Raw genomic sequence first — 26684 nt, forward strand, 5'->3', positions numbered from 1 at the left:
GCGCCGTGATCGTCCACTGGAAGCCGATGCCGTCGATCTGCTCGACGCCATCGAGGGTTTCGGCCACCAGCACATCGCTTCCCAGCGACGTATGCAGTCGCAAGAAGCGCTGAGCGTGTGACGGGCCGGCCAGTGCCGCCCGCAGGTTGTTTACCAGTTCCATGGTGTTTCCCCGACGTCCCGGACTTCAAGGTGGTCTGCATGCGACGTACGCATCGGTTGCCTCCGCTTCCCGCTTCCGCGTGGCCTGCGCCCCTTCCGGGCCGCAGGCACACACGGCGATCAGGCCGCCTGGACGATCTCTTCCAGCTGCAGGCGCACGCCTTCGCTGATCTTCAGGCGATAGTCGCGGCCACCGGCGGTGATCTGCACTTCACGCGCATTGCTCACCAGCTGCGGCTTGCCCACGACCGGGGCATCCATGTGGATGCGCCAGGAACCGCGGCTGATCTGCGCAGCGATGTTGCGGGCATCCTGGCGGGCAGCCGGCACAGCGGTGTCCAGCAGTTCGATCACGTGTTCCGGACGCAGCCGGTTCCACGAACGGACGCGGTCCAGCTCACGACCCAGGCCCAGTTCCAGGCTGTCGCAGTGGTTCAGGGCTGCTTCGCGGTCAAATCCAAAGAATTCCATCAGCGTTCTCCTTTTGCTCAGTGTCATGACACTTTGTATTTGAAGTCACCCTTCTTGCCGGCGGTGACCTTGATGGCGTTGATCCGGTTCCCCTCGGCCATTGCTGCCAGCACGCTTTCGGCGATCTCCGGCAGCAGGGTTCCATTGAGGATGTGGTCAACGTTGCGCGCACCCGAGTCCACTTCGGTGCAACGTGCAAGCACGGCCTCCACCAGGCTGTCGTCCCAGCTGAAGGTGGCCTTGTGATTGGCGATGACGCGATCGCGGATGCGGCCGAGCTTGAGCGTGATGATCTGCACCAGCACGTCATCGTTGATGGGGTAGTACGGCACGACCTTCAGGCGGCCGAGGAAGGCCGGCTTGAAGGTACGCATCAGCACCGGGCGCAGGGCCTCGCCAAGCACATCGGCCGCAGGGATCTCCTCGGCCGGCTTGTTCAGGCAGGCCTGCATGATCTGCGAGGAACCGATGTTGGAGGTGAGGATGATGAGCGTGTTGCGGAAGTCGATCTCGCGGCCTTCGGCATCATCCATCACGCCCTTGTCGAACACCTGGAAGAACATTTCCAGCACGTCCGGATGCGCCTTCTCGACCTCGTCCAGCAGCACCACGCTGTAAGGATTGCGGCGCACGGCCTCGGTCAGCACACCGCCCTCGCCATAGCCGACGTAACCGGGCGGCGAGCCCTTCAGGCCGGACACGCTGTGGGCCTCCTGGTACTCGCTCATGTTGATGGTGACCAGCTTGCGCTCGCCGCCGTACAGGATGTCGGCCAGGGCCAGCGCGGTTTCGGTCTTGCCGACACCGGACGGGCCCACAAACATGAACACGCCGCGCGGCTTGTTCGGGTCTTCCAGCCGCGCCGTGGCGGTACGCACGCGCTGGGCGATGGCATCCAGCGCGTGGTCCTGGCCGATCACGCGTTCAACCAGCAGGTTGCCCAGCGTGCGCACCGTGCGGATCTCGTCCTTCACCATGCGGCCCAGCGGAACGCCGGTCCAGGCAGAGACGATTTCGGCCACCACCGTACCATCCACCTGCAACGGCACCATCGGGGTTTCACCCTGCAGCTCGCGCAGCTCGGCCTGCAGGCGTGCCAGCTCGGCATGCTGCGGCGACTGCACGGGCGCCGCCTTGCCACACTTGGCGGCAGGCTTGGCGACGGCGACATCGCCGTCACCGTCATCGGCAGCGCCATCGCGCTCGACCGGTTCCGGGCTGCCCTGCTCCAGCTGCTGGCGCAGTGCGGCGATCTTCGTGGCCAGGTCGCGTTCGCGGCCGAGGCGCTCTTCGTTGCTGGCCAGTACCGCCTGCGCTTCGCTCTGCTGGACATGCAGTTCCGCCAGGCGCTCGCCATGGTCGCTGCCGCCGGCGGATTCGCGTTGCAGCGCGCTGATCTCGGCGTGCAGTCGATCCAGGTGCTTGCGCGTGTCTTCGATGATGGCCGGCGTGGCACTCTGGCCCAGCGCCACCTTGGCGCAGGCCGTGTCTAGCACGCTGACCGCCTTGTCCGGCAGCTGGCGGCCGCTGATATAGCGGTGCGACAGGCGCACGGCTTCGGTCACGGCCTCGTCCAGCACGCGGATGTTGAAGTGCGACTCCATCAACCCGACCATGCCGCGCAGCATGGCGGCAGCCAGTGCTTCGGTGGGCTCCTCCACCTTGACCACCTGGAAGCGCCGCGCCAGGGCGGCATCCTTCTCGAAGTACTTCTTGTACTCGCTCCAGGTGGTGGCCGCGATGGTGCGCAGCTCGCCGCGGGCCAGTGCCGGCTTCAGCAGGTTGGCCGCGTCATTCTGGCCGGCCGTGCCACCGGCACCGATCATCGTGTGCGCTTCGTCGATGAACAGGATGATCGGATGCGGGCTCTTCTTGACCTCATCGATGACGTTCTTCAGGCGGTTCTCGAACTCGCCCTTGACGCTGGCACCGGCCTGCAGCAGGCCCATGTCCAGGGTGTGCAGCTCGACGCCCTGCAGGACATCGGGCACGTCCTTGTCGGCGATGCGCTTGGCCAGGCCCTCGACCACGGCCGTCTTGCCGACGCCAGCTTCGCCGGTGAGGATCGGGTTGTTCTGGCGCCGGCGCATCAGGATGTCGACCACCTGGCGGATCTCGCCGTCGCGGCCGATCACCGGGTCGATCTTGCCCTCGCGTGCGCGCTGGGTGAGGTTGGTGGTGAACTGGTCCAGCGCCGGGGTCTTCGACAGGCCGCCCTTGGCCTCCCCTGCCCCCACCTCGTCGCCTTCGGCCGGCTCGCCGGTTACCGACGCGTCGGCGAAGCGGACCGTCTGCACGGCTTCCTGCGAACCTTCGGTCAGCTTGGCGAAGTCGTGCTTGAGCTCATCGCGCTTGAAGCGCACGAACAGCTTCGAGCCGCGGTAGGCCAGCTGCGCCAGGTCGGGCTCGGTCAGCAGCGCCAGCAGCAGGTGGCCGCTGCGGATGCGGGTGGTTTCCGAATCCAGCGATGCGATCAGCCAGGCATGCTCGAACAGCTTGGGAATGTGCTGGGAAAACACCGGCGTGCGGCTGTTGCCGTTCTTGAACTGGCTGATCTCGTCGTTGAGATCGCGCTCCAGCGACTCGGGCAGGATGCCGCTGCGGCGTGCGATCAACACGAAATCGCTCTGCGGCTGCTCGAGCAGCGCCAGGAACAGATGTTCCAGGTCCACCTCGTAGTTGCCGCGCGCCATGCACAGGTTCGCAGCCCGCTCGGCCGCCTGGCGGCAGGTGTCGTCCAGCTTGCTGATCAGGGTTTTGAGGTTGATGCTCATGCGGAAACGCGCACTCCTTGCTGGAACCGTTCAGGGGCCGGCGGCGCGACGGCCACCGGCAGGTTGTCATTGCAGCGTGTGGATGCCATAGGTGGTGTCCTCACGCGAAGTCACCTGCGGCTGGGTGCAGAGGTAGCTGTCCCAGCCAAGGCGGGCGCCACCGCCACTGCCGAGTGCGCTGCCCTGCACATCCTCGGCACGCAGCACCAGCCGTACTTCGTATTCAAGAATGCCGCCGGTCAACAGCGACAGCCATTTGGCCAATGCTTCGGCAGCACTGCCGCCGGGCAGGAAATCATCGAACTGATCACGGCGCAGCGGGCCGATGCGCAGGCGCAGGCGCAGGTCGCGCTGCCAGACCCGGTCGCCGGCCAGTGCGCTGGCGCCAAGTACGGCGTTGGCCTGGCCCAGGCGGGTTGCCTGCCCCGCCGGCACCCGGTACCACGCGCCGACGAACTGCTCCACGTGCAGGGGCACCTTGAAGTAGTCCGAAAGCACGCGTTGCATCAGCGCTGCCGACACCGGCCGCTGGCGCACCGCACCGGCGTAGTAGGCCACCGCTTCGTCAAAGATGTCGCCCTTGCCCTCGTGCAGGCGATCGCGCAGCTCGCTCATGCCCATGCCGAGCAGCGACAGCACCAGCGGCAGGAAACGCTCGCGCCGGTCCAGTTCGTACTGCACGGCCAGGCGATGCTTCTTCCAGGCGGCATAGTGCAGCGACACCGCGCGGCTGGAGAAGATGTCCAGGAAGGCGCGTGCGGTGCGATCGCGCTGGTACAGCTCGCGCAGCTGCAGGGTTTCGGTGTAGTGCAGCGGCAACGCGCCGGCGGTACCGAGCAGGCCCATGAACTGCGGGGTCAGGTGCACTTCGGCGAGCGTCTCGCCGTGCAGTGCCTCCTCGATCGCCTCCTGCCCCTGCAGCCGGTCGCCCTGCAGCGAATAGACCTCGCCCTCGGCCGATAGCTCGGTGGCGGGGAAGCCCAGCGAGAGCGAATTGCGGAAGCGCACCCGCATGGGCACGGCCTGGCCGGGCTTGACGCCCTGCCGCTGGAACACCTGCTCGAGGACCCGCACCGCCTGGAAGAACTGGAAGCGGTGGGGCTCGGCGAGCAGCTGCTGGGCTACGCCAGGATCGATTCGCCGCTGCGCGCTGGGCATCGGACGATCTCCTCCCCGCTGTCGCTGGACACCAGCACCAGTCGGGTAAAGCTGTTGGCATGCACGTACAGTGCAAAGAAGTGGTCCATCACCTGGGCGAAGGCGGCCACACCGGTACCCACGAAATGGGCTTCATTGAGGGTCAACCGGATCTCCAGGCCACGGACCACCGAGGCGAACTGGCGGCCATGCATCCAGGTGGTGACCGGGGTCTGTTCCAGTTCGAGGATGCCGTCGATCTGGCGCGCCGAGACGTTGCTGCCCGACAGGTCGTACAGGCGCAGCATCTCCTTCAGCGCGGGCAGGCCACTGGCCGTCAGCGAAAGCTGGTTGAGGGAAAGATGGGAGATAAGGCGCCACTGGGCATTGCGGCCATGGCGGAAGCGCAGCGGCTTGGTCGGCTTGCGCAGCAGGCTGATCGCCTTGGCCGGGCTGCCGCCCTCGATGTTCAGGTCGCCGCCGGCCACGCCGAAGGCGAGCTGGTTGGGCAGGTCACGATTGCTGCAGGTCAACTCCAGGCTGACGGTATCGGTCTGCGGCAACACCGGGTTGAACGCCAGGTCGACGAAGCTGATTTCCGTCTCGAAGCCCGGACTCTGCCGCGCGACGTCCTCATCACGGCGCGCCACCCAGTACTGGCCGGTGCGCTCGGGATCTTCACCGTGCTGCAGCGAATAGAACGGGCGGAACGCCTGGATCAGCTCGCCCTGCGGGGTCTGCCGGATGCGGTGTACCGAATCGATCGAATGCACCTCATAGGCGAACGCGCGACGCGCGTCGGCCAGCACCGGATAGTTGACCGTGCGATGGGTGACCCGGATCGGCTCTCCGCTGGTCTTGAACAGGTTCACGATGGGCGTGCAGCCCAGGCGCAGGTTGTGCGGCCCCAGCTCCTCCAGCACCATCGTGCCGTTGCGGTCCTGCCCCTGCGCGTTGAGCACCAAGTGCAGGGTGAAGCGGCGGCTCGCACTGGCGATGAGTGCAGGCAGGTGCAGGTCGACGAAGCCGAACTTCTCCGGATAGGCGAACAGTTCGGTCAACAGGCGATAGGCCGGATGCGATCGCGCCGGGAAATCGATCAGCGCCTCGTTGTAGGCGAAGCCGACCGGGCTGAGCGGCACGGTATCCAGCCGGCGCCAGCGGCCATCGCCGTCGGACTCGACGTAGGCCGCCTTCACACCCAGCATCAGTGCGTCGCGCAAGGCAGCGCGCACCGACGGCTCACCATCGAGGAACAGGCGGAGGTGATCGGTGCCCAGCTGGTGGAAGCCCAGCTGGTCGGACAGCAGCTGGAAACCAAGGGAAATCTGCCCGCCGGTACCGGACGGCAGGGTCGTCGCCATCGGCGCATCGGCCACGCTGCGGTAGACCACCTGCTGCACGCCGATCGGCGCGAGTACGACGTCATAGGCGGTGCGGAAATCGCAGGGCACGCCGCGAACCGGGCGGCTCTGCAGGGCGGTGCCGCGCGGCACCCGCACCGGGGCGCTCAACTTGGACGCCACCCCTTCCATGTCGAAGCAGGCGATGGAACAGGACGGGAACGGCCGCAGGTAATGCGGGTACAGCACGTCCAGCAGCGCATCGGTGAATTCCGGGTAGTCGTCCTCGATGCGCTTGGAGACGCGAGCGGTCAGCAGTGCGAAAGCTTCGATCAGGCGCTCGACGTGCGGATCCTGGCTGCCGTCGGCAGAGAGCTGCAGGCGTCCGGCGATCTTCGGGTAGCGCTCGGCAAACTCCCGGCCATAGCGACGCAGGTAGCCCAGTTCACGTTCGTAGTAAGGCAGCAGATCCTGCATCAGGCGGCCTGCGTACGACGTGCGCGGCTGACCTGGTACTGCAGGGTCGAAGGCTGCAGCATCGCGTCGAAGCTGACCGGCTCGCGGGCCGGCTCCAGGTCGAGCAATGCATGGATGGTGAAGTGCAGGCCACCTGCAAACTGGTTGCCTGCATCCAGATGGACAGTGACATTGCGCAGGCGCCGCTCATGGCGCGCCACGGCCTGCTCCAGTGAACGGCAGATCGCAGCGCGATCGTACGCATTGGCAAGGCTCATCGCCGAGAAATCCGCCAGGCCGTAGGTCAGCAGCGATTGACGGCAATTGGGAAATTCCTTCATGTCCCCTTCCTGGAACGCGGCGCGTGAATTCAGCAGCCCCTCCAGGTCGCGGGCAATGGATTCCTTGTACTGCTCGAGCGAAACGGACTTGAACACAGGCCCGCCGGCCGGTTGCTTCGGCGCGTCGTCGAACAGTTTTTCCAGCAGGCTGGGTTCGAGTCCCTTCATTGGACGATCCACTCAGGTTCGGCATCCGTGCGGGCGGCAGCGGTGCAGCAAAGGCGAGGCCGTTCCTGGCCTCACCTGACGATCAGACTGCGATGGCGCACAAGGCGCCATCGCAGCGACACAACATCAAACGGTGTAGTTCGGGATGTTCTTGGTTGCGCTCCACTGTGCCACGGTCTTGCCACCAACTCCGCCTTCCGGCTTCTGCTGCTGGTAAGTCCACTTGATGGCGCCGAAGCTCAACTGAACAACTTCCTGCGGCATGCCTTCCTTGTCCACCGTGGTGGTGACGCGGTGGACCAGCACGTTCAGCAGCTCGACCATGTAGTAATTGATCGCGTTGCCGTCCTTGTCGGCGCGCATGAACTGGATCTGCGCCTTCGGGAAGGTGGTGCCGTTGGAAGCGGCCTGGTTCAGGGCCGTGGAGGCGAGGTCGATCGACTTGGTGATTTCGATCGGGGACAGGTTCACGCGGGCTGCGGTGGTGCCGCCGGAGGTCGACGCGGTGGCCGAACGCGGCTGCAGCAGGTCCTGCGAGAACGACTGGATTTCAATCCAGTCCTTGTGCTTGTCGTCGTGCGACTCGCCCTTGATGGTGTCAATCGAGAGGAAAGCGTGTTGCATATCTGGTCTCCTAAATTCCGTTCTTCCGTGAGATTTGGTGTGCCAGGCGGGGGCCTGGCGGTTAAGGGGGGCTACGCCCTCTTGAAATAAGCGTCACTGCAATCCGGGGGGTGAACTCCCCTGGACGCTTCAGGTACTGCAAATCGTTACGACTTTTTCGCGGACGCCGGCAGTTCGGCGACCAGACGCAACGAGACAGACAGCTCATCGAGCTGGAAATGCGGCCTGATGAAGGCCACCGCGCGGTAGACACCGGGCTTGCCCGGCACCTCCGAAACCTGCACAGATGCCTCGCGGAGCGGGAACTGGGCCTTGGCTTCCTGGGAGGCGTTGTCGTCCAGCAGCACGTACTGGGCGATCCAACGGTTCAGGAACTCCTCGACGTTCCCCGCCGAAGCGAAGCTGCCGATCTTCTCGCGCATCATCGCCTTGAGGTAATGGGCGATACGCGAGACCGCGAAGATGTACTGCAGCTGGGCAGACAGGATCGCGTTGGCATTGGCCGAATCGGTGTTGTACTTCTTCGGCTTCTGTGCCGACTGGGCGCCGAAGAACGCGGCGTAGTCGGTGTTCTTGCAGTGCACCAGCGGCATGAAGCCGAGGTCACTGAGTTCTTTTTCACGACGGTCGGTGATGGCCACCTCGGTGGGGCACTTCAGCGCCACTTCACCGTCGTCGGTACGGAAGGTATGGGTCGGCAGGTCTTCGACCAGGCCACCACCTTCCACGCCCCGGATGGCCGCACACCAGCCAAAGCTCTCGAACGCCTGGGTCAGGCGCGCGCCCATGGCGTAGGCGGTGTTGCACCACAGGAACTTGCTGTGGTCGGCCGCTTCGATCTCCTCGACGAAGTTGAAGCCCTCGACCGTGGTGCCATCCTTCGGGTTGTACGGCAGGCGGCCCAGGAAGCGCGGCATGGTCAGGCCGACGTAGCGGCTGTCTTCGCTCTCGCGGAACGACTTCCACTTCGCGTACTCGACCGTGTCGAACACCTTGGCCAGATCGCGGGGCTTGCCCAGATCGGTGAAGGTCTCCAGGCCGAACATGCCTTCACTGGCGGCGGAGATGAACGGCGCGTGCGCGGCAGCGGCGACGTGCGACATCTGCTCGATGAAGTACATGTCCTCCGGCTGGCGGCCGAGGAAGTAGTCACCGATCAGCGCGCCGAACGGCGCACCACCGAAGGTGCCGAACTCTTCTTCGTAGACCTTCTTGAACAGCGCGCTCTGGTCGAAGTCGATGGCGGACTTGAAGTCCTTCACCAGGTCCTTCTGCGGCGAATTGAAGACCTTGATCTTCATGTTCGGGCCGGTGGAGGTCTGCTGGCACAGGTAGTGCAGGCCACGCCAGCTGCCTTCCAGCTTCTGGAAGGACTCGGCGTGCATGACCGCGCTGAGCTGCTCGGAGATGATCCGGTCGATCTCGGCGATGCGCGCGTCGAGCGTCAGGTTGAGGTTGTCGGAGACCACGACGGTACCGTCCAGGACTTCCTTCGCCAGGGCGGCGATGATGTCCTTGGCGCGGTCGTGCTCGGTCTGCGACTTGGCGACCTTGCTCTTCTCGACGATCTGGTCGAGAAGACCGACGTCTTCCAGTTCGGTGGCCTGGGTGGCCAGTTGGCTGGCTTCGGCTGACATCGATCAGTCCTCCTTGGTCGCGCCGAGCTGCTTCAGCTGCTCGGTGTTGTTGAGCACATCGGTCAGCAGATCTTCCAGCTTCTCGTTGCCAGCCAGCTTGTTGCGCAGATCGGCCAGCTTGGTACGCGATTCGAGCAGGCGACGCAGCGGTTCGATCTGCTGCACGACGGACTCGGGACGGAAGTCATCGATGGAGTTGAACTTCAGCTCGACACCGAATTCGCCGCCCTCGTTGCTGATCTTGTTCGGCACGCGGTAGACCGCGCGCGGCGCGACGCCTTCCATCACTTCATCGAAGTTGTCCAGGTCCACGTTGACGAACTTACGGTCCTTGACCTTGGGCAGCGGCTGTTCCGGATTGCCGCTGAAGTCGCCCATCACGCCGACCACGAACGGCAGTTCCTTCTGCTCGATCGCGTCACCCTTCTCGACGTCGTAGGTGAGCTGGACGCGCGGCGGGCGGATCTTCTGCAGCCGCTTCTGGATGCTTTCCTTCTTGGCCATGTGTGTCTCCTGACTGGGGCCGGTTCCGGATCAGTTGCCGATGTTCTGGAACGGATCGGAGTTGTTCGAACGGGCAGCGGGCTTGGCCGGCTGGGCGGCGGGCTGACTTGCAGCCGGCGCGGCCGAACGCGTCGTGCGGGTGCGGGCGCGGGGCTTGGGCTTGGGCGTCGGGTCGGCGAGGATCGCATCACCCATCGTGGTGCGCAGGGTGTTGGCCAGCGTCTGCGCTTCCTTGCGGGCGGTATCCGATGCCAGTGCACCACGGCCCTGCAGGCGCGTCAGCGACTGGTTGGCAACGCGGAAGCCCGCAACGGTGATCACGCCATCGGCAACCAGATCTTCCGGGTCGCGCTGCAGGACTTCTTCGGCTGCCACGATGGCACGCGCGTACTGCCCCTGGTCGAACTGCAGCTGCGCGATGCGCACCCACGGCTCCTTGCGGGTCGGGTCAGCCTTGGCGGCTTCCTCGAACGCGGAGATCGCCGCATCGGCGCCACCCACCGTCACCTGCGCCTCAGCGTTGCTCAGCGTCGTCTCGAACGGAACGACTTCTGCCTTCTTCGGCGACGAGGAGCAGGCTGCAAGGCCCGACAACAACATCAGCGCGAACATCGGCCGGTACACAGCCTTCCCCATTGCCTTCACTTCCATAGTGATCCCTCGTCGAAATTAATTCCTGAAGGAAGCCGAATCTCCGCGGGTAGAACGCACGGGATTCCTGCCCCATTCGCCGGAAGTGTACATTCGCGAATACGCATCGGTATAGTGAATTTCGTCAAGAATATGGCGGATTTGCTGGACACATTCTTCACATGCCGATGTGATATTCGCGAGGAAAACACGCTGTTTGCGTGACTTTGAACCCACCATCAGAGCCCATCCAACCACATGAATGTGCAGCCCCTCTCATTTCAACGCGTGATATCCGTCACGTTTTTGACGCTGATAATCTCCTCTTCCCTTTCCGGTTGCGCCTCTGACAGCAAGCTGGGCAAGGCGATGGACAAGACCCTGCAGGTCGTTGGCATCCGCGAGGACAAGCCAGAAGCCCCACCCGTCATCCCCCTGCGCCTGTACGCTGGCACCAACCTCAATGCCGGAAACGACAAGCGCGCCTCCGCAGCCGTCGTGAAGATCTACCACCTGCGCAGCCTTCACCGCTTCGAACAGGCCCCCTTCAATGCCTTCCTCGACCAGGCCGGCGAACAGGCCGCACTGGGCGCGGACCTGCTTTCGGTCAATGAAGTGGTGCTGACCCCCGGGGCGCGGCAGGAATTGTCCGAGCAGTTGAGTGAAGGAAGTGCAGTCCTCGGCGTGGTGGCGCTGTTCCGGGCCCCGGCCGAGAACCGTTGGCGCCTGGCATTCGACACCAAGGGCAAGACGCTTCCCCAGGACGGCGTCACCATCGGCGTGCATGCCTGCGCGTTGACCAGTGATAGCAAGGCCCTGTTGACGCGGATCTCCGGCGATCCCGGCAGCCTCGCATCCATCCGCTGCGCGGGGGCAAAGTGAATGGCTGCCAGAATTCTGGCACTCGAATTCCACGATGGGATAGTATCTGCCACGCGAGGCCAGGCCTCGAACAAGTAAATATGTGGAGTGCCTCACACTTTCACATTGAAGCGCCGGACAGCTGTCATCCTGCCGCACGATAACGGCGGCGCCGCTGGCGCGGGCTTTTTTTTCAAGCTATTTCCAAGGATTGAACGTGGCTTATGTAAGCAGGATGTCGAAGGTTCTCTGGGGTGAAGGACTGTTCCTGCGCCCCCAGCATTTCCAGCGCCAGGATGCGTACCACGAGGCGCGACTGCAGGACCTTTCCCAGACGCTGCACCCGTATGCATGGGGCGCGCGTCGCGTACGTTTCGATCCACACGCGCTGTCCGGTGGCACCCTGCGTCCGCTGGACCTGTCGGCAGTGTTTCCCGATGGCGAAACCTACGACGCCCCCGCCCACGACAGCCTGCCCGACGCGGTGTCGCTGCATGAGCTGCCGCCCGGCATCCAGAGCACCGTGGTCTATCTGGCGCTGCCCCTGCTGCGTGACGATGGCGCCAACTGCGCTGACGCCGAAGGCACGGTGCTGGCGCGGTACCGCCAGGCCAACCGGGACACGCAGGACCTGTTCACCGACGCGGTCGAGGCCGAGCTGTCGTACCTGAGCAAGGCCGTGAAGCTGCTTACCGACGACCAGCCGCGTGATGCGTACAGCACCGTCGCGGTGGCGCGCGTGCGGCGCACGTCCAGTGGCGGCTTCGAGCTGGATGATGAGTTCATTCCGCCCTCCGCACAGCTGCAGGCTTCGCCGTTCCTGCACCGCGAACTGCGTGCGGTGCTCGATGCACTGCAGGCGAAGGTGGATGCGCTTTACGGCCTGCACCGGCAGACGTCGCAGAACATCATCGAGTTCCGCTCGGGCGACATCGCCTCGTTCTGGCTGCTGCACACCATCAACAGTTCCTTCAGTGCGCTGGCCCACCTGCTGCACCATCCGCAGCTGCATCCCGAGCGCCTGCACCAGGAGCTGCTGCGCATGGCGGGCGCACTGCTGACCTTCTCCAACGCCTACCAGCTCAGCGACCTGCCGGTGTACCGCCACGACCAGCCGGAAGCGTCGTTCCGCAAGCTGCTGGAGATCGTGCGTGCCCTGCTGGATACGGTGATCTCGACGCGCTACTTCAAGATCGCGCTCAACGAGGTCAAGCCGTCCTACCACCTGGGCCGGCTGGACTCGCAGCGCATCGACGGCGAGGCCTCGTTCTACCTGTCCGTGTCGGCATCGATGCCGGCGCAGGAACTGATCCAGAGCGTCCCGGTCCGCTTCAAGGTCGGTGCGCCGGACGACGTGGAGAAGTGCGTGCTGTCCGCGCTGCCGGGCGTGAAGCTGGTCCACGCGGCGCAGGTGCCCGCGGCGATTCCGGTGCGCCCGGGCAGCCACTACTTCGAGCTGGATGCACGCGGCGCACTGTATGAGCGCATGCTCAAGTTGCAGTCGCTGATGATCTACGTGCCGGCCGGCATTGCCGAACTGAAGATGGAACTTGTGGCGGTGACCTCATGATGAATTCTCCCCTGCCCCCGACCCCGGGCCCGATGCCTTCGCTGACCGCCAACGGCGCGATGGCCAACCCCACGCCGCAGGCCGCCAACCCGCAGAGCCTGCAGGACCTGATGGCCGACGGCTTCTACCTGCTGCTGCTGCTCAAGCGCGGCCAGCTGCCGAACGATGCCGAAGGCTTCGTGCAGACCGTGCAGAAGTTCCTTGATGGCGTGGAACGCAATGCGATGCGCCTGGGCGTGGCTTCGGAAGATGTCTATGCCGCCAAGTACGCCTTCTGTGCCGCCGTGGACGAGGCGATCCTGTCGCAGCCGTCGCAGCTGCACGAGACCTGGGAGCGCAACCCGCTGCAGCTGCGCATGTTCGGCGAGCACCTGGCCGGCGAGCACTTCTTCGATCGCCTGGAAGAGCTGCGCCGCCAGGGCGCCGCGCGCCTGCCGTCGCTGGAGGTCTACCACTACTGCCTGCTGATGGGTTTCGAGGGCAAGTACCGCCTCGAAGGCACCGAGAAGCTGGGCTACCTGACCGCGCGACTGGGCGATGAAATCGTCTACCTGAAGGGCAAGCGCCACGGCTTCGCACCGCACGCGCTGCCGCCGGACAACGTGCGCCACAGCCTGCGCCGCGTGGTGCCGTTGTGGCTGCCGGCGGTGGTGGTGGGCTGCTTCGGCATCGTTGCCTTCTTCGGCGTGCGCACCTACCTGGGCCACGAGACGCGCCAGCAGCTGGCCGCCTACAACGACGTGGTGCAGATGCCCGAGCGCACCGCCCACATCACGATTACCCTGCCATGAGCCTGATGATATGGACATCCCAAGCTCCTCCCTGCTTGCATCCCTCGCCTCGCTGTCGCACCGCGAACGCCTGATCCAGCTGCAGGGCCCCGAACAGGGCCTGGTGGTCGAGCGCTTCGAAGGCACCGAATCGGTCTGCGGCGACAACCGCCTGCAGATCGACTGCCTGGCGACTGACGCCTTCCTCGACCTGGCACCCTGGCTGGAACAGCCGCTGACCCTGCAGCTGCGCCAGGCCGACGGCGCGCTGCGGCAGTGGCATGGCCTCTGCACCGAGGCCGCCCAGCTGGGCAGCGATGGCGGCCTGGCCCGCTACCGCCTGATCCTCGAACCCTGGACCGCCCTGCTGCGCCTGCGCCGCAATGCGGTGATCTTCCAGGACCAGGATACGCGCGCCATCTGCGAGCAGATCTTCGGCGACTACCCGCAGGCGGTGTTCCGCTTCGACGTGCAGGCCGAACTGCCTGTGCGTGCGATCACCACCCAGTACCGCGAAACCGACTGGGCGTTCGTCACCCGGCTGCTGGCCGAAGCCGGCCTGGCCTGGCGCATCGAGCAGGCGCAGGGCGATAAGGCCGCACATACCCTGGTGGTGTTCGAGCCGGGTGCGGAGCTGCCGGACAGCGGCACCTTCCGCTTCCACCGTGCCGACATGGCCGAGGCCAGCGACGGCATCACCGCCTTCGCCGAGCGCCAGCAGCTGGTGCCCAACGCCAGCACCGTGGCCAGCTGGCACAGCGAGCAGGTCAACGCCGTGGCCGCGCAGTCCAGCGCCGATGCCGGCACCCTGCCCGCACTGGAGGTCTACGTGCAGCCGCGCGCCGGCCGCTTCGCCCAGCCCGGCTGGGCCGACGCCGAGGCGCAGGCGCGGCTGGATGCGCTGCGCGTGGGCCAGGTGCTCTACAGCGGCAGCGGCAGCGAGCGCCAGCTCGGTGCAGGCGCCACCTTTGCGCTGTCCCAGCACCCGCAGCATGCCGGCCAGACCTTCCAGCTGCTGGCCGTGCAGCACGTGGCGGTGAACAACCTGGACCAGGGCATCGCCGAACTGCTGGGCAACACCGCGCTGGAACGCGGTGCCTACCGCAACAGTTTCATCGCCACCGGCGCCAGCGTGCCGCTGCGCGCCCTGCCGCTGGACCGCCCCACCCTGCACGGCCCGCAGACCGCGCGCGTGGTGGGCGTGGCCGATGCCGCGCTCAGCCCCAACCGCGAACACCAGGTGCGCATCCAGTTCGGCTGGCAGCGCGGTACCAAACCGAACCCGGGCGGCCTGAACGACACCGGCAGCGCGCAGCCCGGCCATGCCCCCGGTGACCACACCAGCGGCAGCTGGGTGTCGGTGGCCGAATGGGTGGCCGGGCCCAACTGGGGCACCGCCTTCCTGCCGCGCGTGGGCGCCGAAGTGCTGGTTGAATTCCTGCACGGGGACATCGACCAGCCGCGCATCACCGGCCAGCTGTACAACGGCGAAGTCGTCCCGCCCTTCGGCGGCGGCATCGACGAGAACGCCCGCCATCCCGGCGTGCTCAGCGGCCTGCACACCCAGGCCCATGACGGCAGCGGCACCCAGCAGTGGGTGATCGACGACACGCCCGGCCAGCTGCGCACGCGCCTGCACAGCTCGCTGGCCGACAGCCGGCTGGAGCTGGGCTACCTCATCGCCCACCAGGACACCGCCCGCGGCGCCCTGCGCGGCGAAGGCTTCGAGCTGGCCACCCAGGGCTGGGGCAACGTGCACGCCGGCGAAGGCCTGCTGCTGTCGGCCAGCCTGCAGCAGCGCGCCGGCTCCACGGTGATGGACAACGCCAGCGTGGTATCGCAGCTGAAGGGTGCCGAGCGCAGCCTGGAACAGATGCAGCAGACCCTGGGCCAGCAGCAGGTGCCCGGTCTGGCCGAGTTCGAGCGGACCAAGCAGCTGCGCGAGCAGATCGATCCGCAGGCGCAGGGCCGCTACAGCGGCGACGTCAACGGGCAGAACGCGATGAAGCCCGGCAGCGATGGCCGCAGCCCCGGCGAGCAGCCGGTGGAACGGCTGGGCAAACCGCTGCTGCTGGCCGAAGCCCCGCACCATGTGGCCTGGACTACCCCGGCCAGCGCCGTGGCCTATGCCGGGCAGAACCTGCAGATGACCGTGCAGCAGGACCTGCACTTCAGCGCCGGCGAGACCATCGCCACCGTGTCCGGCGAGCATGTTTCGCTGTTCGCGCAGAGCGGCCCGCTGCGGGTGATCGCCGCGCAGGGGCCGGTCAGCCTGCAGGCCAACGACGGCGAGCTGGAGCTGCTGAGCGACCAGGCATTGACCATCACCGCCACCGACGACCGCATCGACGTGCTGGCGCAGACCAAGGTGGTGCTGCAGGCCGGCAGCAGCGCGATCACGCTGGAAGGCGGGAACATCACGTTCAGCTGCCCGGGCGAGTTCAAGGTCAAGGCGGGTGAGCATCCGTTCATGGGGGGCGGCAGTGACGCCCCCGCGATACCGGTCCTTCCGAGTGGCCTGTTTTCATTCAAGGACAGCCTGCGCTTCGCCTTGGAAGGTGCGGACTCGCTGGCTACGGAGATGGGATGGAAGGACAAGGCGTACCGTATCTTCAACGACGAAGGCGAACAGGTCGCCAGCGGTACCATCGGTGAAGACGGCAGGTTGCCGCGGGTAATGGCCGACGGCTTGGGCCGCCCGCTGACCCTGGAAGTGGGCGACGACCGTTGGGAGATGTTGACTTCGACGGCAGGCAATGCGCCCGAGAACGACGGTGATACCCCCGATTCCGATGGCGATGATCCCTTCCTGGGCGATCTCGACGGCAGCGAAGCAATCGGAACGCTGACACCGGAACAGATCCTGGAACTTCTCAACGAATCGCCATCCTCGACATGAACATCCGATCATTTCTGCTCCTGCTCCCGCTCGGCATCTGCCTGGCTTCGCTTGCCCAGGCACAGCAGTACTCGCCCGGCAGCACCGACATCAAGGCCGGCCAAGGCACGGTGCGCGTGAACGCTGGCTACGTCAGCCACTTCAACGCGAACAGCTTCCACGTCTACAGCTTTCAGTACCGCCCGACGGGCACTGATTCAGTGTGGAACCAGCTTCCACTGCTGGCACGCAGCGAGGCACCGCCCGCGGAGTTCCTGGTAAAGGCGACCGCGACGGCTGACTTTCCCTTGCGCGATGCCCGTGTAGTAGTCGAGGCGGGCAAGGTGTCCGTGTACATCGCCGAACTGACGTTCAAGGACACCCCGTATGACGACGATGCAACGGTCGAGCTCAAACGCTATCTGCTGAAGCAGCAACCCGATGAAGAGCGCTGGGTGCTGGTGCTCGACTCCACCCGACGGCTGGCAAAGGGCATCGATGTGACGCAGGCCCTGGCCAAGCTCCCGTCCCGATAGGAAGACACGGAATGCCTACCTATATCAGCGCTGTTTTCAACAAGGAAACGCGCACTGTGGAATTCACCGCCGACAACGGTGACAAGCTCATCCGCAGTGGCGGCTCGCTGGCATGGCTGCTCAACAACCCTGGCAATCTGCGCCCGGGCGGCAAGTATCTGAAGATGATCGGGCAGGCCGATACCAAGAGCGGCAAATTCGCTGTGTTTCCCACAGCGGAGGATGGGCGGGCCGAAAAGCGCGCGTTGCTGCGCCGCAAGTACAACGACATGACGTTGTACAACGCCATGCACACCTACGCGCCCGAATCGGAGAACGATACGGCCGCTTATCTGGCCTATGTGCGCAAGCGATCCGGCGCCACCGACCAGACGGTCATCAAGGACATGACCGACGAGCAGTTCAACGGCATGATCGGCGCGATGGAGCAGTACGAAGGCTTCAACGCCAAGCCCGAGACCCGCAAGGAGCGCATCGTGCATGCGACCCAGGTCACGCTGTCCGATGGTACCCGCCCCCTGCCGTCAACGCCGGTGATCGTGCGCAGCAGCACCGCCGGTGAGAAAAAGGTCAAGACCAACGAACACGGTGCTCTGCCCGCCTTCATCACCCGCCAGCCGGGCGAGATGATCGAGCTGTTCCTGGACGAATCCGGCAAGATCGGGACGCGCATCGGGCAGTTCGCGCTGCAGCAGGCCTCCGCATCCCTTGTGTTTGCGCGCAACATGATGACGGTCGGTGGAAACTCCCAGCCGCACAATCCTGTGCAGCCCAGCAAGGACAAGCGAACGTCACTGCGCTACGTCGTGCAACCCGGCGACACCCTGGCAACCATTGCCAGCCGTTTCAAGACCTCAGTGGACGAACTGGTGGCAAACAACCAGATCCGCAACCGTAACCGCATCTATCCGGGGCATGTGGTGTGGATCTACGGCAAGGCACCAGCCAGCGCCGCCAATGACGGTGGACCTGCACCGCCGGCGGCACGTGCTTCGGCGGCATACAGCGTGCGCTCCGGCGACACGTTGGGCAGCATCGCCGACCGTCATGGCACCAGTGTCGATGCGCTGATGGCCGCAAACCCGTCGATCAGCAATGCAAACCGGATCAGTCCGGGACAGAAAATCACCCTGCCGGCAGGCGCAAAAGCAGCGTCCTCCGCGTCGCAGACCGCGTCAACACGCAATACCGGTTCAACAGCTGCGAGCAAGGGCGATCGCCCTTCCCTTGTGAAGCAGCCGACGAGCACATCGGCGGGGACTTCGACCAGGCAACCTGCGGCAGTGCAGGCGCGTGACACTCGCAGTCGCGAGGGCGAAGGCCATCCGATCTCGATCATTCCCTTCTCCCAGAAGCGCGCTCCCTGGGTCGAGCATGCCTATGCACAGGCACGCAAATGGGCAGGCAAGAAGGAAGCCGAGATCAGCCGCACGATCAATTTCCATTCGGAACTTGGCTACGGCAAGCAGTTCACTACGCTTGCTGGCAGCTCGAACGCGTGGTGCGCCTCGTTCGTGAACTGGTGCCTGCGCAGCGCTGGCTTTGCCACTTCCTCGCCCCACCCCTACCGGGCACGTTCGTTCGCTGCCGACACCACCCGCTTCAGCCAGATCGATGGGCCGGTGTTCGGCGCAGTGGCACTGGTCGGAACATCGCATGTCGGCTTCGTCTACGCGATGGAGCGCGGCCGCCCAGTACTGCTGGGCGGAAATCAGAGCGATCAGATCAACTTCGTCCGCTTCAATCCAGCCACGCTGCGCTACTACGTGCCAAAAAGCTATCTGCCTTTCGCGCAGAAGGAACTCAAGGAATCCAAACTCGATGAACTGGCAGCCACCGATCTCAACGCGGCACTTGGCATTGTTGTGGCCAAGAAGGCTGGCGACAACACGCGCTGAACCGCTGCGATGGGCCCTGATCGCCACCATCGGGCTCGGGCTTGCGGGATGCGGTGCACCCAACTCGCCCGATGCCGAGCCAGCAGGTACCGCTGCGGCAGATGCAGCTACGCTGTCCGGTGAGGCTGATGCGGCCCCCACAGCCAAGCTGGAGATGCTGCCGCCGCTGGGCGACGCGCAGCTGACTGATCTCTACTCCGGCACGCTGCTGAAACAGGTGGTGTTCCAGGACGCCGACGGTGCCGGTGTACTGCTGCTGTCGCGCAGCGAAAAGACCCTGCCGGCCGAAGGCGACGAGGATCCGGTGGAGCAGGTCACCCTGCGTGCGGAGCTATACCGGCGTGCGGACCAGGCGACGCCTTGGACGTCGCGGTGGAGCGTCGACGACCCTATCCAATGCGAAGGCCTGGACCTGGACGCGGGCTATTTCCTCGACCAGGTGACGGCGACCGACCTCGACAACGATGGCCGCGCCGAGCTGACCCTGGCGAGCCACAGCTTCTGTGGCGGCGGGGTGGACCCGCAGCAGCTGCGCATCGGCCTTCGCCAGGGGGAGCAGTATTACGAAGTGCGTGGTGAATCGCTGGTGGAGGTCGAAGGCGATGAACCCTTCGGCGGCGACCGTCAGGACGACCCTGCACTGGCTTCGGCTGCGCCAGTGCTGCGCGCGCACGTAGACAAGGTGTGGGAGGCGATCAAGCGCGGAAGTTCACTGTGACGTCGTCACGATGCCAGAGCCTGTATCAGGCCCTCCTGCTGCTGGCGTTCTCCGCTGCTGCGGACGTCTCCATCGCGCGCACTCCGCTGCACACCTCGCTGCAACGCGCGTGTTCGACCGCCATCGATGACAGGATCGAACTGTTACCGGTGGATGGAAAGCGCGTCAGCGCGTGCCCACCGGGAAATGACGAGGGCTGCCCATACAGCGCCCAGGAAGGAAAGACCTTCTTGAACGACACGCCCGATCTCAACAACGACGGGCGCAAGGACGCGATCCTCACCTACTTCGGAAGCAGCTACGGCGATCTCGATGTTACCGATAGACTGATCCTTGCCCAGTGTGCGGATGGAACCTATATCCGTCTATTGGAGGGCAGCTTCACGACATTGACAGCTCCTGTCGCTCCGCATGCTGCCTGGCCAGCACTGGACGCGACACGGGACTGCCCAGCCGGTCAGAACGGCACCGTCCGTACCGAGAACATCCAGCTGCAGTTCGACGGGGTGACGATGCGGTATCGCGGTCCAGCAGGCATTGACCTGATCCAGGTCTGCAGTGAATAGCGACAGATGCGGCGCAGACGAGCCCCCTGCTTTGATCCAACGCATGCCGTCGCCACAGGCAGGGTAGTATGGTGGCGCCACCATCTCGCAGGAGCGCCGCTCATGACCCGTTTCGGTTCCGCCCGCCTCGCCCTTGCCGCCCTTGCCACGCCGCTGCTGCTGTCGGCCTGTGTCAGCACGCCTGGCCCGCAGGTCAAGGGCACGGGCCTCTGCGACGCCAGCCAGCTGGGGTGGGCCGTAGGCCAGCCGGGCAATGAAGAAAACATGCGCCGGCTGTCGCGTGAGAGCGGCGCGGGCCTGGTCAATCCGATCGGCCCGACCACCATCACCACCAAGGACATCCGCCAGGACCGCCTGCGGGTCTACGTGGACAAGAACAACATCATCACCGCTGCACGCTGCGAGTAACCGCGCCCTAGCGGGCCCGCGGCAGGCTGGCCACCTTGGCACAGTCCGGCAGCGGCCTGTCGGGCACGTAGCTGCCGCCGATGCTGCGGAACACCCGGTCGGCGGCACACGCGGCACGCTCGCCGCTGCGGTACTTCAACTGCGGCAGGACATCGGTGGAGGGCTGGACCTCAAGGCTGGCCCCCGCCTGCCACGGCACCACCAGCAGATCACTGTCGGCCTGCACGTCATCGGCCAGGTGACGAACCTGGCCCACGTGCAGCCAGGCAGGCTTTCCCTCCTGCTGCACGACCGCGGCGACCAGCACATCCTGCACCTCATTGCCGTCCACGCGGTGGGCAGGCAGGCGGATGATGTTCGGCCATACCGCAAGGCGTGCGCCTTCAGGCACGGCCACGGTCACCGCACGGTTCAGCGGTTCGCGTGCGCCGGCCATCGTTTCTTCCACCATCAGCGTGGCAAACGGCGTCTCATCGGCCTGCAGGGCCTGCGCGCACCAGGCGCGGTCCTCGGTGCAGTAGCGGGGGCCGTCCGCCGCAGTGTCTGCAGCAGCGGGCACGGGTGACAGTGCTTCCAGGCGGCTGCCGGTTGCGCTGGGCGCGGCCGCCGCAGCAATCAGCGGCATCATCAGCAGCGCGGCAGACAGCGCTCGGGAAACGGGGACATGGCTCATCAGGCATCCTCTGCGCAGCAGCGCATCCTTGCGAATGCAGCGATGGTAACGCAGTAGATGTTCAATGCCCGTTGCAGTCGCAGCTCCCCCACCCCTTCGCCTTGGAGGTGTGGCCAATACCCGGATTGAACGTGTTGCTCGGGTCGAGCTGCCGGTAGAAGCCGGCCAGTGCCGGCTTGGCCGGATACAGGTGGCCGACGTTGTGTTCGGCCGGGTACTCGGCACCGCGCTGGTCCAGCAGCGCCCACATCGCATGCTCGATCGCCATCGGGTCTTCGCCCTTGCGCGCGATGTAATCCTGATGGAACACATGGCAGAGGAAGTGGCCGTAGTACAGCTTGTGCAGCAGGCGCCCGTCGATGTCGGCCGGCAGGGATTCGAACCAGTCCGCGTCGTCGCGGCGCAGCGCGATGTCCAGCGCCACGATGTCCTGTACCTGCGCACGGTGGACTTCGCGGTAGCGCACCGCCGCACCGGCGACCGCGAAGCGATGCAGGAACGCCTTGCGCCCTTCTTCGGCCGTGCAGCGGAAGAAACCACCCTCGTGGTTGGCGAAACACCCGCGCAGCCAGCGCTCGGTCTCTGCGGCATCCTGTGCCGATACCTTCAGCAGCAGGTGATGTTCATAGCGCTGGCGGAACTCGCCCATGCGCGCCGGCAGATGCGAGGGCAACAGGCCGGTCAATGCCTGCATCACCCGGTCGGTCACCCCGCGCAGGCCCAATCGCTCGAACCAGCCATCGACGCGGCTCTTGAGCGCGAATGCGGCCGGCACGCGCGCGGTGCCCAGGCGGTCGATCAGCAGGAACGTGTCCTTTCCATAACGCTCGCCGATGTCATAGGCGTCGCGATGGATGTACTCACCTGCAATCGGCAGGCGCTCGAAGCCGGTCAGCAGCTGGCGGCGGATGGCGGTGAGCGTGGCGGTTCGGTTGCTGCCGATATAGAAGACCTCGGCGGCTTCCTTTTGGAACGTATCCAGGCGCACGGCAAATACGGCCAGCTTTCCCGCCGAACCGGCCGCTTCGTAATGGCGGCTGGGATCGGCATTGAACCGGGCGGGCGTATCGGCGTCGATCCGCCGCACCTCCTCGGCATAGCGTGGATCGGACGCGGCGCGACCGTCGCCGTCGCCGACGTCGGACGCGCTGTACTGCCCGTCCTGCAGGCGCTGCAGGATCTGCTCCGGGGTATCGCCCAGGGCGATGCCCAGGTGGTTGACCAGCTGCAGTGTGCCCTGCGCATCGACCTGCGCGTACAGTGCCAGCTCGGTGTACGCCGGGCCACGACGCACCAGCGCGCCGCCGGAATTGTTGCAGACGCCGCCCAGCACCGAGGCGCCGATGCAGGACGAGCCGATCACCGAATGCGGTTCGCGCCCCAGCGGTGCGAGCGTCTGCTCAAGGCGGTCCAGTGTTGCGCCTGGCAGGCACAGCACCTGGCGGCCTTCGTTCAACAGCTGGATGCCGGTCAGGCGCAGCGTGCTGACCAGCACGATCGGCCGGCCGTAGTCGTCGCCGTCCGGGGTCGAACCGCCGGTCAGGCCGGTGTTGGCCGCCTGCAGGATGATTGCTGCCCCACCCTGCACTGCCGCCTGCAGCACGCGCCACAGTTCCAGCAGCGTGCCCGGGCGCACCACCGCCAGCACCGGGCCATCACCGAAGCGGTAGCCGCGGCGAAAGCGCCGGGTGGCCTTGTCGCCGGTCAGTACATGGCGGCTGCCGACCGCGTCGCGCAACTGCGCCAGCACGGCGTCGTGGCCACTCATGGCAGGCTCACCAGCGAGTCACGGCCGATATCGGCGATGCGACGCGCGCCGGTCAGCGTCATCGCCACGCGCATTTCCTTGGCGATCAGGTCCAGCAGGTTGGCCACGCCGGCCTCACCCTGTGCGGCGAGCGCATAGACGAAGGCACGGCCCAGCAGCACGGTGTCGGCGCCCAGCGCCAGCATGCGCACCACGTCCAGCCCGTTGCGGATGCCCGAATCGGCCAGGATCTTCAGATCGCCCTGCACGGCATCGGCAATGGCCGGCAGTGCGCGTGCAGTGGACAGCACGCCGTCCAGCTGGCGGCCACCATGGTTGGACACCACGATGCCATCGGCTCCGAACTTCACCGCATCGCGGGCGTCGTCCGGATCGAGGATGCCCTTGATCACCATCGGGCCCTTCCAGAACTCGCGGATCCACTCCAGGTCCTTCCAGGAAATGGACGGGTCGAAGTTGCTGCCCAGCCAGCCGATGTAGTCTGCCAGCCCGGTCGGATTGCCGCGGTAGGCGGAGATGTTGCCGAGGTCGTGCGGGCGACCGAACAGGCCAACATCCCAGGCCCACTGCGGATGGGTGATGGCCTGGCCGAAGCGGCGCAGCGAGGCATTGGGACCGCTCATGCCCGAATGCGCGTCACGATAGCGCGCGCCCGGCACCGGCATGTCCACGGTGAACACCAGGGTGGTCACGCCCGCCGCCTGTGCGCGCTCCAGCGCATTGCGCATGAAGCCGCGGTCGCGGAGCACGTACAGCTGGAACCACATCGGCCGCTGGATGGCCGGCGCCACTTCTTCGATCGGGCAGACCGAGACAGTGGACAGGGTGAAGGGAATACCGCGGCTGTCGGCCGCACGCGCGGCCTGCACCTCGCCGCGCCGTGCGTACATGCCGGTCAGGCCGACCGGGGCCAGCGCCACCGGCATCGCCAGCGTCTCGCCGAACAATTCGGTTTCCAGGCTCAGGTCGGACATGTTGCGCAGGATGCGCTGGCGCAGCGCGATGTCGGACAGATCGGAAACGTTGCGCTTCAGCGTGTGCTCGGCATACGCGCCGCCATCGATGTAGTGGAACAGGAACGGCGGCAGGCGGCGTTGCGCTGCGGCACGGTAATCGGTGGAGGCGGAAATGATCATGGGGTCAACCGGAAGTAATCAGCCATGCGGAGAAGGTAGGCGCGAGGCGCGTGCACGCCGGGCCTCATTGTCATCGAGGGTGCGCAGCGTGGTGTGCACGAACGCGAGATGGGCGTGCGCGGCGGCGCGCGCGCGTTCGGGATCGCCGGCCAGCACCGCATCCATCATTTCGCGGTGCTGGTCGGACAGCGGCGAGAACGTGCGGGCCGAGGTGTAGAGCTTTTCGCGGCTCTGCGAGATGTTGGTCTGCAGCAGCTCGAACAGCCCGCGCATCACCTGCAGCAGCACCAGGTTGTGCGAGGCTTCGGCGATGGACAGATGGAACGCCGCATCGGCTTCGGCCTCGCCGGCCGGATCATCCTTGCCGTGCGCGTCCATCATGGTCTGGAAGGCCTGCGCGATGCGCGCGCGGTCTTCGTCGGTGGCACGCAGCGCGGCATGCCAGGCAGTGGCACCTTCCAGCGCATGGCGGATCTCGAGCACGTCGAAGCGGTATTCCGGATCGCCCTGGAACAGCGGCAGGTACGGTGCCAGCGGCTCGTCCAGCGCCTGCCGGGCCCGCGCGGCCGGCTCGGCCACGTAGGTGCCGCCGCCCACACGGGCAGTCAGCAGCCCCTGGCTGGCCAGCTGCGCGATCGCCTCGCGCAGCGCGGTACGCGAAACGCCAAGCTGCACCGCCAGCGCGCGCTCGGCCGGCAGCCGGTCACCCGGCTTCAGCTGCTGCTCCTGCACCAGCACGCGCAGCTGCGCGGCCACCTTGTCCGAAACCCGTTGCATGCTCATGGCGCCATTGTCGCCCGAAGCATGCAGCGGTGGGTCAGCCTGCCCGACATGGCTCAGGGAATCATCCAGGTCAGCCAGTAGGCCTGGGCCAGGGTGATCAGGCCGACCATCGTGGTGAAGATCAGGCTGTGCTTGACCGTGAAGCGGAACAGGTCCGACTCCCTGCCTGCCAGGCCCACCGCGGCGCAGGCAATGGCGATCGACTGCGGCGAGATCATCTTGCCGGTCACCCCGCCGGTGGTATTGGCCGCCACCAGCAGCACGTCAGACACGCCGATCTGCTGCGCGGTGGTCGCCTGCAGCGCCGAGAACAGCGCGTTGGACGAGGTGTCCGAGCCGGTGAGGAACACGCCCAGCCAGCCCAGGAACGGCGAGAAGAACGGGAAGGCCTTGCCGGTGTGGGCCAGTGCCAGCGCCAGCGTGGCCGACAGCCCGGAGTAGTTGGCGATGAAGGCGAAGGCCAGCACCATGCCGATGGAATAGATCGGCACGCGCAGCTCGCGCACGGTTTCGCCAAAGGTCTGCACGGCGGCCCTGGCCGGCATCCGCAGGGCCAGGATGGCGATGACTGCAGCGAGGAGGATCGAGGTGCCGGTAGCCGAGAACCAGTCGAACGTGTAGACCGCGTCGTAGCTCAGGGGTGTCGGCACGATCGGCGGCATCTTCTGCACCATCTGGTCCAGCCCCGGCACCGGGATTTTCAGCACCCAGCCCTGCAGCGGGCCGCCTGCTGCGAACAAGGCCTTGAACGGCTTGATGCTCCACAGGGTGACCATGGCGGTGAGGATCAGGAACGGCGACCACGCCTTGGCGATCTGGCCGACGCTGTAGCGCGGTGCGTCCAGCGCCTGCGCGGCGGCCTCGGCACTGGTGGCGGTGTCGAACCGGAAGATGCGCACCGGCTTCCAGTGGCGCAGGAACAGGGTCAGGCAGACCAGCGAGGCCAGTGACGCGGTGATGTCGGGCAGTTCCGGGCCGATGAAGTTGGACGTCAGGTACTGGGCGATGGCGAACGAGCCACCGGCCACCAGTACCGCCGGCCAGGTTTCCCGGATGCCACGCCAGCCATCCATGATGGCCATGATCCAGAACAGCACGATGATCGTAAGGAACGGCAGCTGGCGCCCAGCCATCTGGCCGATCTCGAAGGCATCCAGGCCGGTGACCTGCCCGGCAACGATGATCGGGATGCCCATCGCGCCGAAAGCCACCGGCGCGGTATTGACGATCAGGCACAGGCCCGCGGCATACAGCGGCTTGAAGCCCAGCCCGACCAGCAGCGCGGCGGTGATGGCCACCGGCGCGCCGAAGCCGGCCGCGCCCTCCAGGAAGGCGCCGAATGCAAAACCGACCATGAGCATCTGCAGGCGCTGGTCCTCGGTGACCGACAGGATCGAGGCGCGGATGATGTCGAACTGGCCGGTTTTCACCGAGACTTTGTAGAGGAACACCGCACCGATGATGATCCACGCGATCGGCCACAGGCCGTAGACGAAGCCGTAGCCCGCCGCACCCAACGCCTGCGCCAGCGGCATCCGGTAGAACAGCAGGGCAACGCCGACTGCGATGGCCACGGTGAGCGTGCCGGCCAGCCACCCCTTCATGCGCAGCACGGCCAGGGCAATGAAGAAGAACGCGATCGGCAGCAGCGCGATCAGGCTCGACAACCACAGGTTGCCGGCGGGGTCGTACAGGTGTTGCCAGGGCTGCATGGAGGCTCTCGACTGGGGACGGGTTCACCACCGCTTCCGGTGGTTCGTCGTGGCCTTCATTCCTATTGGTCGTACCAATAAGGAGAAACAGCGGACCACTGGACGCAGATTGAACCGTCGATCGTGCGTAGAGCCTATTAGACCATAGGGTTAGACGGAT

23 protein-coding genes are annotated in these 26684 nt (G+C 65.7%); 9 read left to right on the plus strand and 14 right to left on the minus strand.

All coding sequences use genetic code 11. From position 1 onward, the window contains the following. Positions 1 to 282: 282 nt before the first annotated feature. From AC3WL7_RS12225 to AC3WL7_RS12265, 9 genes are all read right to left on the minus strand, one after another. Positions 283 to 633 (minus strand): hypothetical protein, encoded by a 351-nt coding sequence (locus AC3WL7_RS12225; RefSeq protein ID WP_108758440.1) that lies wholly within the window; start codon positions 631 to 633, stop codon positions 283 to 285. Between the two features lie 23 nt (positions 634 to 656). Then, a complete protein-coding gene (gene tssH, locus AC3WL7_RS12230) occupies positions 657 to 3407 on the minus strand; it encodes a type VI secretion system ATPase TssH (protein ID WP_492750427.1) in 2751 nt (916 codons plus the stop codon). A gap of 66 nt (positions 3408 to 3473) precedes the next feature. Beyond that, positions 3474 to 4565 carry a type VI secretion system baseplate subunit TssG gene (gene tssG, locus AC3WL7_RS12235; RefSeq protein WP_079222219.1) on the minus strand — a complete coding sequence of 364 codons (1092 nt, stop codon included), beginning with the start codon at positions 4563 to 4565 and terminating at the stop codon, positions 3474 to 3476. Next, entirely contained in the window at positions 4529 to 6364 is a 1836-nt protein-coding gene (gene tssF / locus AC3WL7_RS12240) for a type VI secretion system baseplate subunit TssF (RefSeq protein WP_492750428.1), read from the minus strand. Before tssF ends, tssG begins: the two co-directional genes overlap by 37 nt. Next, entirely contained in the window at positions 6364 to 6852 is a 489-nt protein-coding gene (tssE, locus tag AC3WL7_RS12245) for a type VI secretion system baseplate subunit TssE (RefSeq protein ID WP_492750430.1), read from the minus strand. The genes tssF and tssE overlap by 1 nt, the downstream gene beginning before the upstream one ends. Before the next feature lie 126 nt (positions 6853 to 6978). Next, positions 6979 to 7476, minus strand: a complete 498-nt coding sequence (locus tag AC3WL7_RS12250; RefSeq protein WP_079222222.1) for an Hcp family type VI secretion system effector — start codon at positions 7474 to 7476, stop codon at positions 6979 to 6981. 146 nt (positions 7477 to 7622) lie between these two features. Then, positions 7623 to 9113 carry a type VI secretion system contractile sheath large subunit gene (gene tssC / locus AC3WL7_RS12255; protein ID WP_079222223.1) on the minus strand — a complete coding sequence of 497 codons (1491 nt, stop codon included), beginning with the start codon at positions 9111 to 9113 and terminating at the stop codon, positions 7623 to 7625. Between the two features lie 3 nt (positions 9114 to 9116). Next, positions 9117 to 9617 carry a type VI secretion system contractile sheath small subunit gene (tssB, locus tag AC3WL7_RS12260; protein ID WP_079222224.1) on the minus strand — a complete coding sequence of 167 codons (501 nt, stop codon included), beginning with the start codon at positions 9615 to 9617 and terminating at the stop codon, positions 9117 to 9119. Positions 9618 to 9647: 30 nt separating this feature from the next. Beyond that, positions 9648 to 10268, minus strand: coding sequence for a tetratricopeptide repeat protein (locus AC3WL7_RS12265; protein ID WP_492750434.1), 621 nt, complete (start codon positions 10266 to 10268; stop codon positions 9648 to 9650). A gap of 237 nt (positions 10269 to 10505) precedes the next feature. Here AC3WL7_RS12265 and tssJ point away from each other — a divergent pair, with 237 nt between their 5' ends. The 9 genes from tssJ to AC3WL7_RS12310 all read left to right on the plus strand — a co-directional run bounded on the left by tssJ (position 10506) and on the right by AC3WL7_RS12310 (position 20452). Beyond that, positions 10506 to 11129 (plus strand): type VI secretion system lipoprotein TssJ, encoded by a 624-nt coding sequence (tssJ, locus tag AC3WL7_RS12270; RefSeq protein ID WP_079222225.1) that lies wholly within the window; start codon positions 10506 to 10508, stop codon positions 11127 to 11129. 214 nt (positions 11130 to 11343) lie between these two features. Further along, entirely contained in the window at positions 11344 to 12678 is a 1335-nt protein-coding gene (gene tssK, locus AC3WL7_RS12275; RefSeq protein WP_492750437.1) for a type VI secretion system baseplate subunit TssK, read from the plus strand. Beyond that, on the plus strand, positions 12678 to 13469 hold the full coding sequence (gene icmH / locus AC3WL7_RS12280) for a type IVB secretion system protein IcmH/DotU (protein ID WP_108758436.1): 792 nt from the start codon (positions 12678 to 12680) through the stop codon (positions 13467 to 13469). The genes tssK and icmH overlap by 1 nt, the downstream gene beginning before the upstream one ends. A 10-nt stretch (positions 13470 to 13479) precedes the next feature. Then, on the plus strand, positions 13480 to 16347 hold the full coding sequence (locus AC3WL7_RS12285) for a type VI secretion system Vgr family protein (protein ID WP_492750440.1): 2868 nt from the start codon (positions 13480 to 13482) through the stop codon (positions 16345 to 16347). Beyond that, positions 16344 to 16862, plus strand: a complete 519-nt coding sequence (locus tag AC3WL7_RS12290) for a hypothetical protein (RefSeq protein WP_079222229.1) — start codon at positions 16344 to 16346, stop codon at positions 16860 to 16862. The genes AC3WL7_RS12285 and AC3WL7_RS12290 overlap by 4 nt, the downstream gene beginning before the upstream one ends. 11 nt (positions 16863 to 16873) lie before the next feature. Continuing rightward, positions 16874 to 18760, plus strand: a complete 1887-nt coding sequence (locus AC3WL7_RS12295; RefSeq protein ID WP_492750442.1) for a TIGR02594 family protein — start codon at positions 16874 to 16876, stop codon at positions 18758 to 18760. Positions 18761 to 18914: 154 nt separating this feature from the next. Continuing rightward, positions 18915 to 19478, plus strand: a complete 564-nt coding sequence (locus AC3WL7_RS12300; RefSeq protein WP_079222231.1) for a M949_RS01915 family surface polysaccharide biosynthesis protein — start codon at positions 18915 to 18917, stop codon at positions 19476 to 19478. Continuing rightward, the gene (locus AC3WL7_RS12305) at positions 19475 to 20044 is read left to right on the plus strand and encodes a hypothetical protein (protein WP_079222232.1); all 570 of its coding nucleotides are present in this window, start codon (positions 19475 to 19477) and stop codon (positions 20042 to 20044) included. The genes AC3WL7_RS12300 and AC3WL7_RS12305 overlap by 4 nt, the downstream gene beginning before the upstream one ends. A gap of 102 nt (positions 20045 to 20146) precedes the next feature. Next, on the plus strand, positions 20147 to 20452 hold the full coding sequence (locus AC3WL7_RS12310; protein WP_492750446.1) for an I78 family peptidase inhibitor: 306 nt from the start codon (positions 20147 to 20149) through the stop codon (positions 20450 to 20452). A 7-nt stretch (positions 20453 to 20459) separates the two neighbouring features. Here the strand turns inward: AC3WL7_RS12310 and AC3WL7_RS12315 are convergent, their stop codons facing one another. The 5 genes from AC3WL7_RS12315 to lldP form a co-directional block, all read right to left on the minus strand. Then, the gene (locus AC3WL7_RS12315; protein WP_492750448.1) at positions 20460 to 21125 is read right to left on the minus strand and encodes a hypothetical protein; all 666 of its coding nucleotides are present in this window, start codon (positions 21123 to 21125) and stop codon (positions 20460 to 20462) included. Between the two features lie 61 nt (positions 21126 to 21186). Then, positions 21187 to 22893, minus strand: coding sequence for a D-lactate dehydrogenase (gene dld, locus AC3WL7_RS12320; protein ID WP_492750450.1), 1707 nt, complete (start codon positions 22891 to 22893; stop codon positions 21187 to 21189). After that, entirely contained in the window at positions 22890 to 24029 is a 1140-nt protein-coding gene (gene lldD / locus AC3WL7_RS12325; protein ID WP_108758580.1) for an FMN-dependent L-lactate dehydrogenase LldD, read from the minus strand. Before lldD ends, dld begins: the two co-directional genes overlap by 4 nt. An 18-nt stretch (positions 24030 to 24047) precedes the next feature. Continuing rightward, positions 24048 to 24812, minus strand: coding sequence for a transcriptional regulator LldR (gene lldR, locus AC3WL7_RS12330; protein ID WP_079225270.1), 765 nt, complete (start codon positions 24810 to 24812; stop codon positions 24048 to 24050). A gap of 53 nt (positions 24813 to 24865) precedes the next feature. After that, positions 24866 to 26524, minus strand: coding sequence for an L-lactate permease (lldP, locus tag AC3WL7_RS12335; protein WP_492750453.1), 1659 nt, complete (start codon positions 26522 to 26524; stop codon positions 24866 to 24868). Positions 26525 to 26684: the final 160 nt, after the last annotated feature.

Source organism: Stenotrophomonas sp. FW305-3-2-15-E-LB1 (assembly GCF_058787375.1).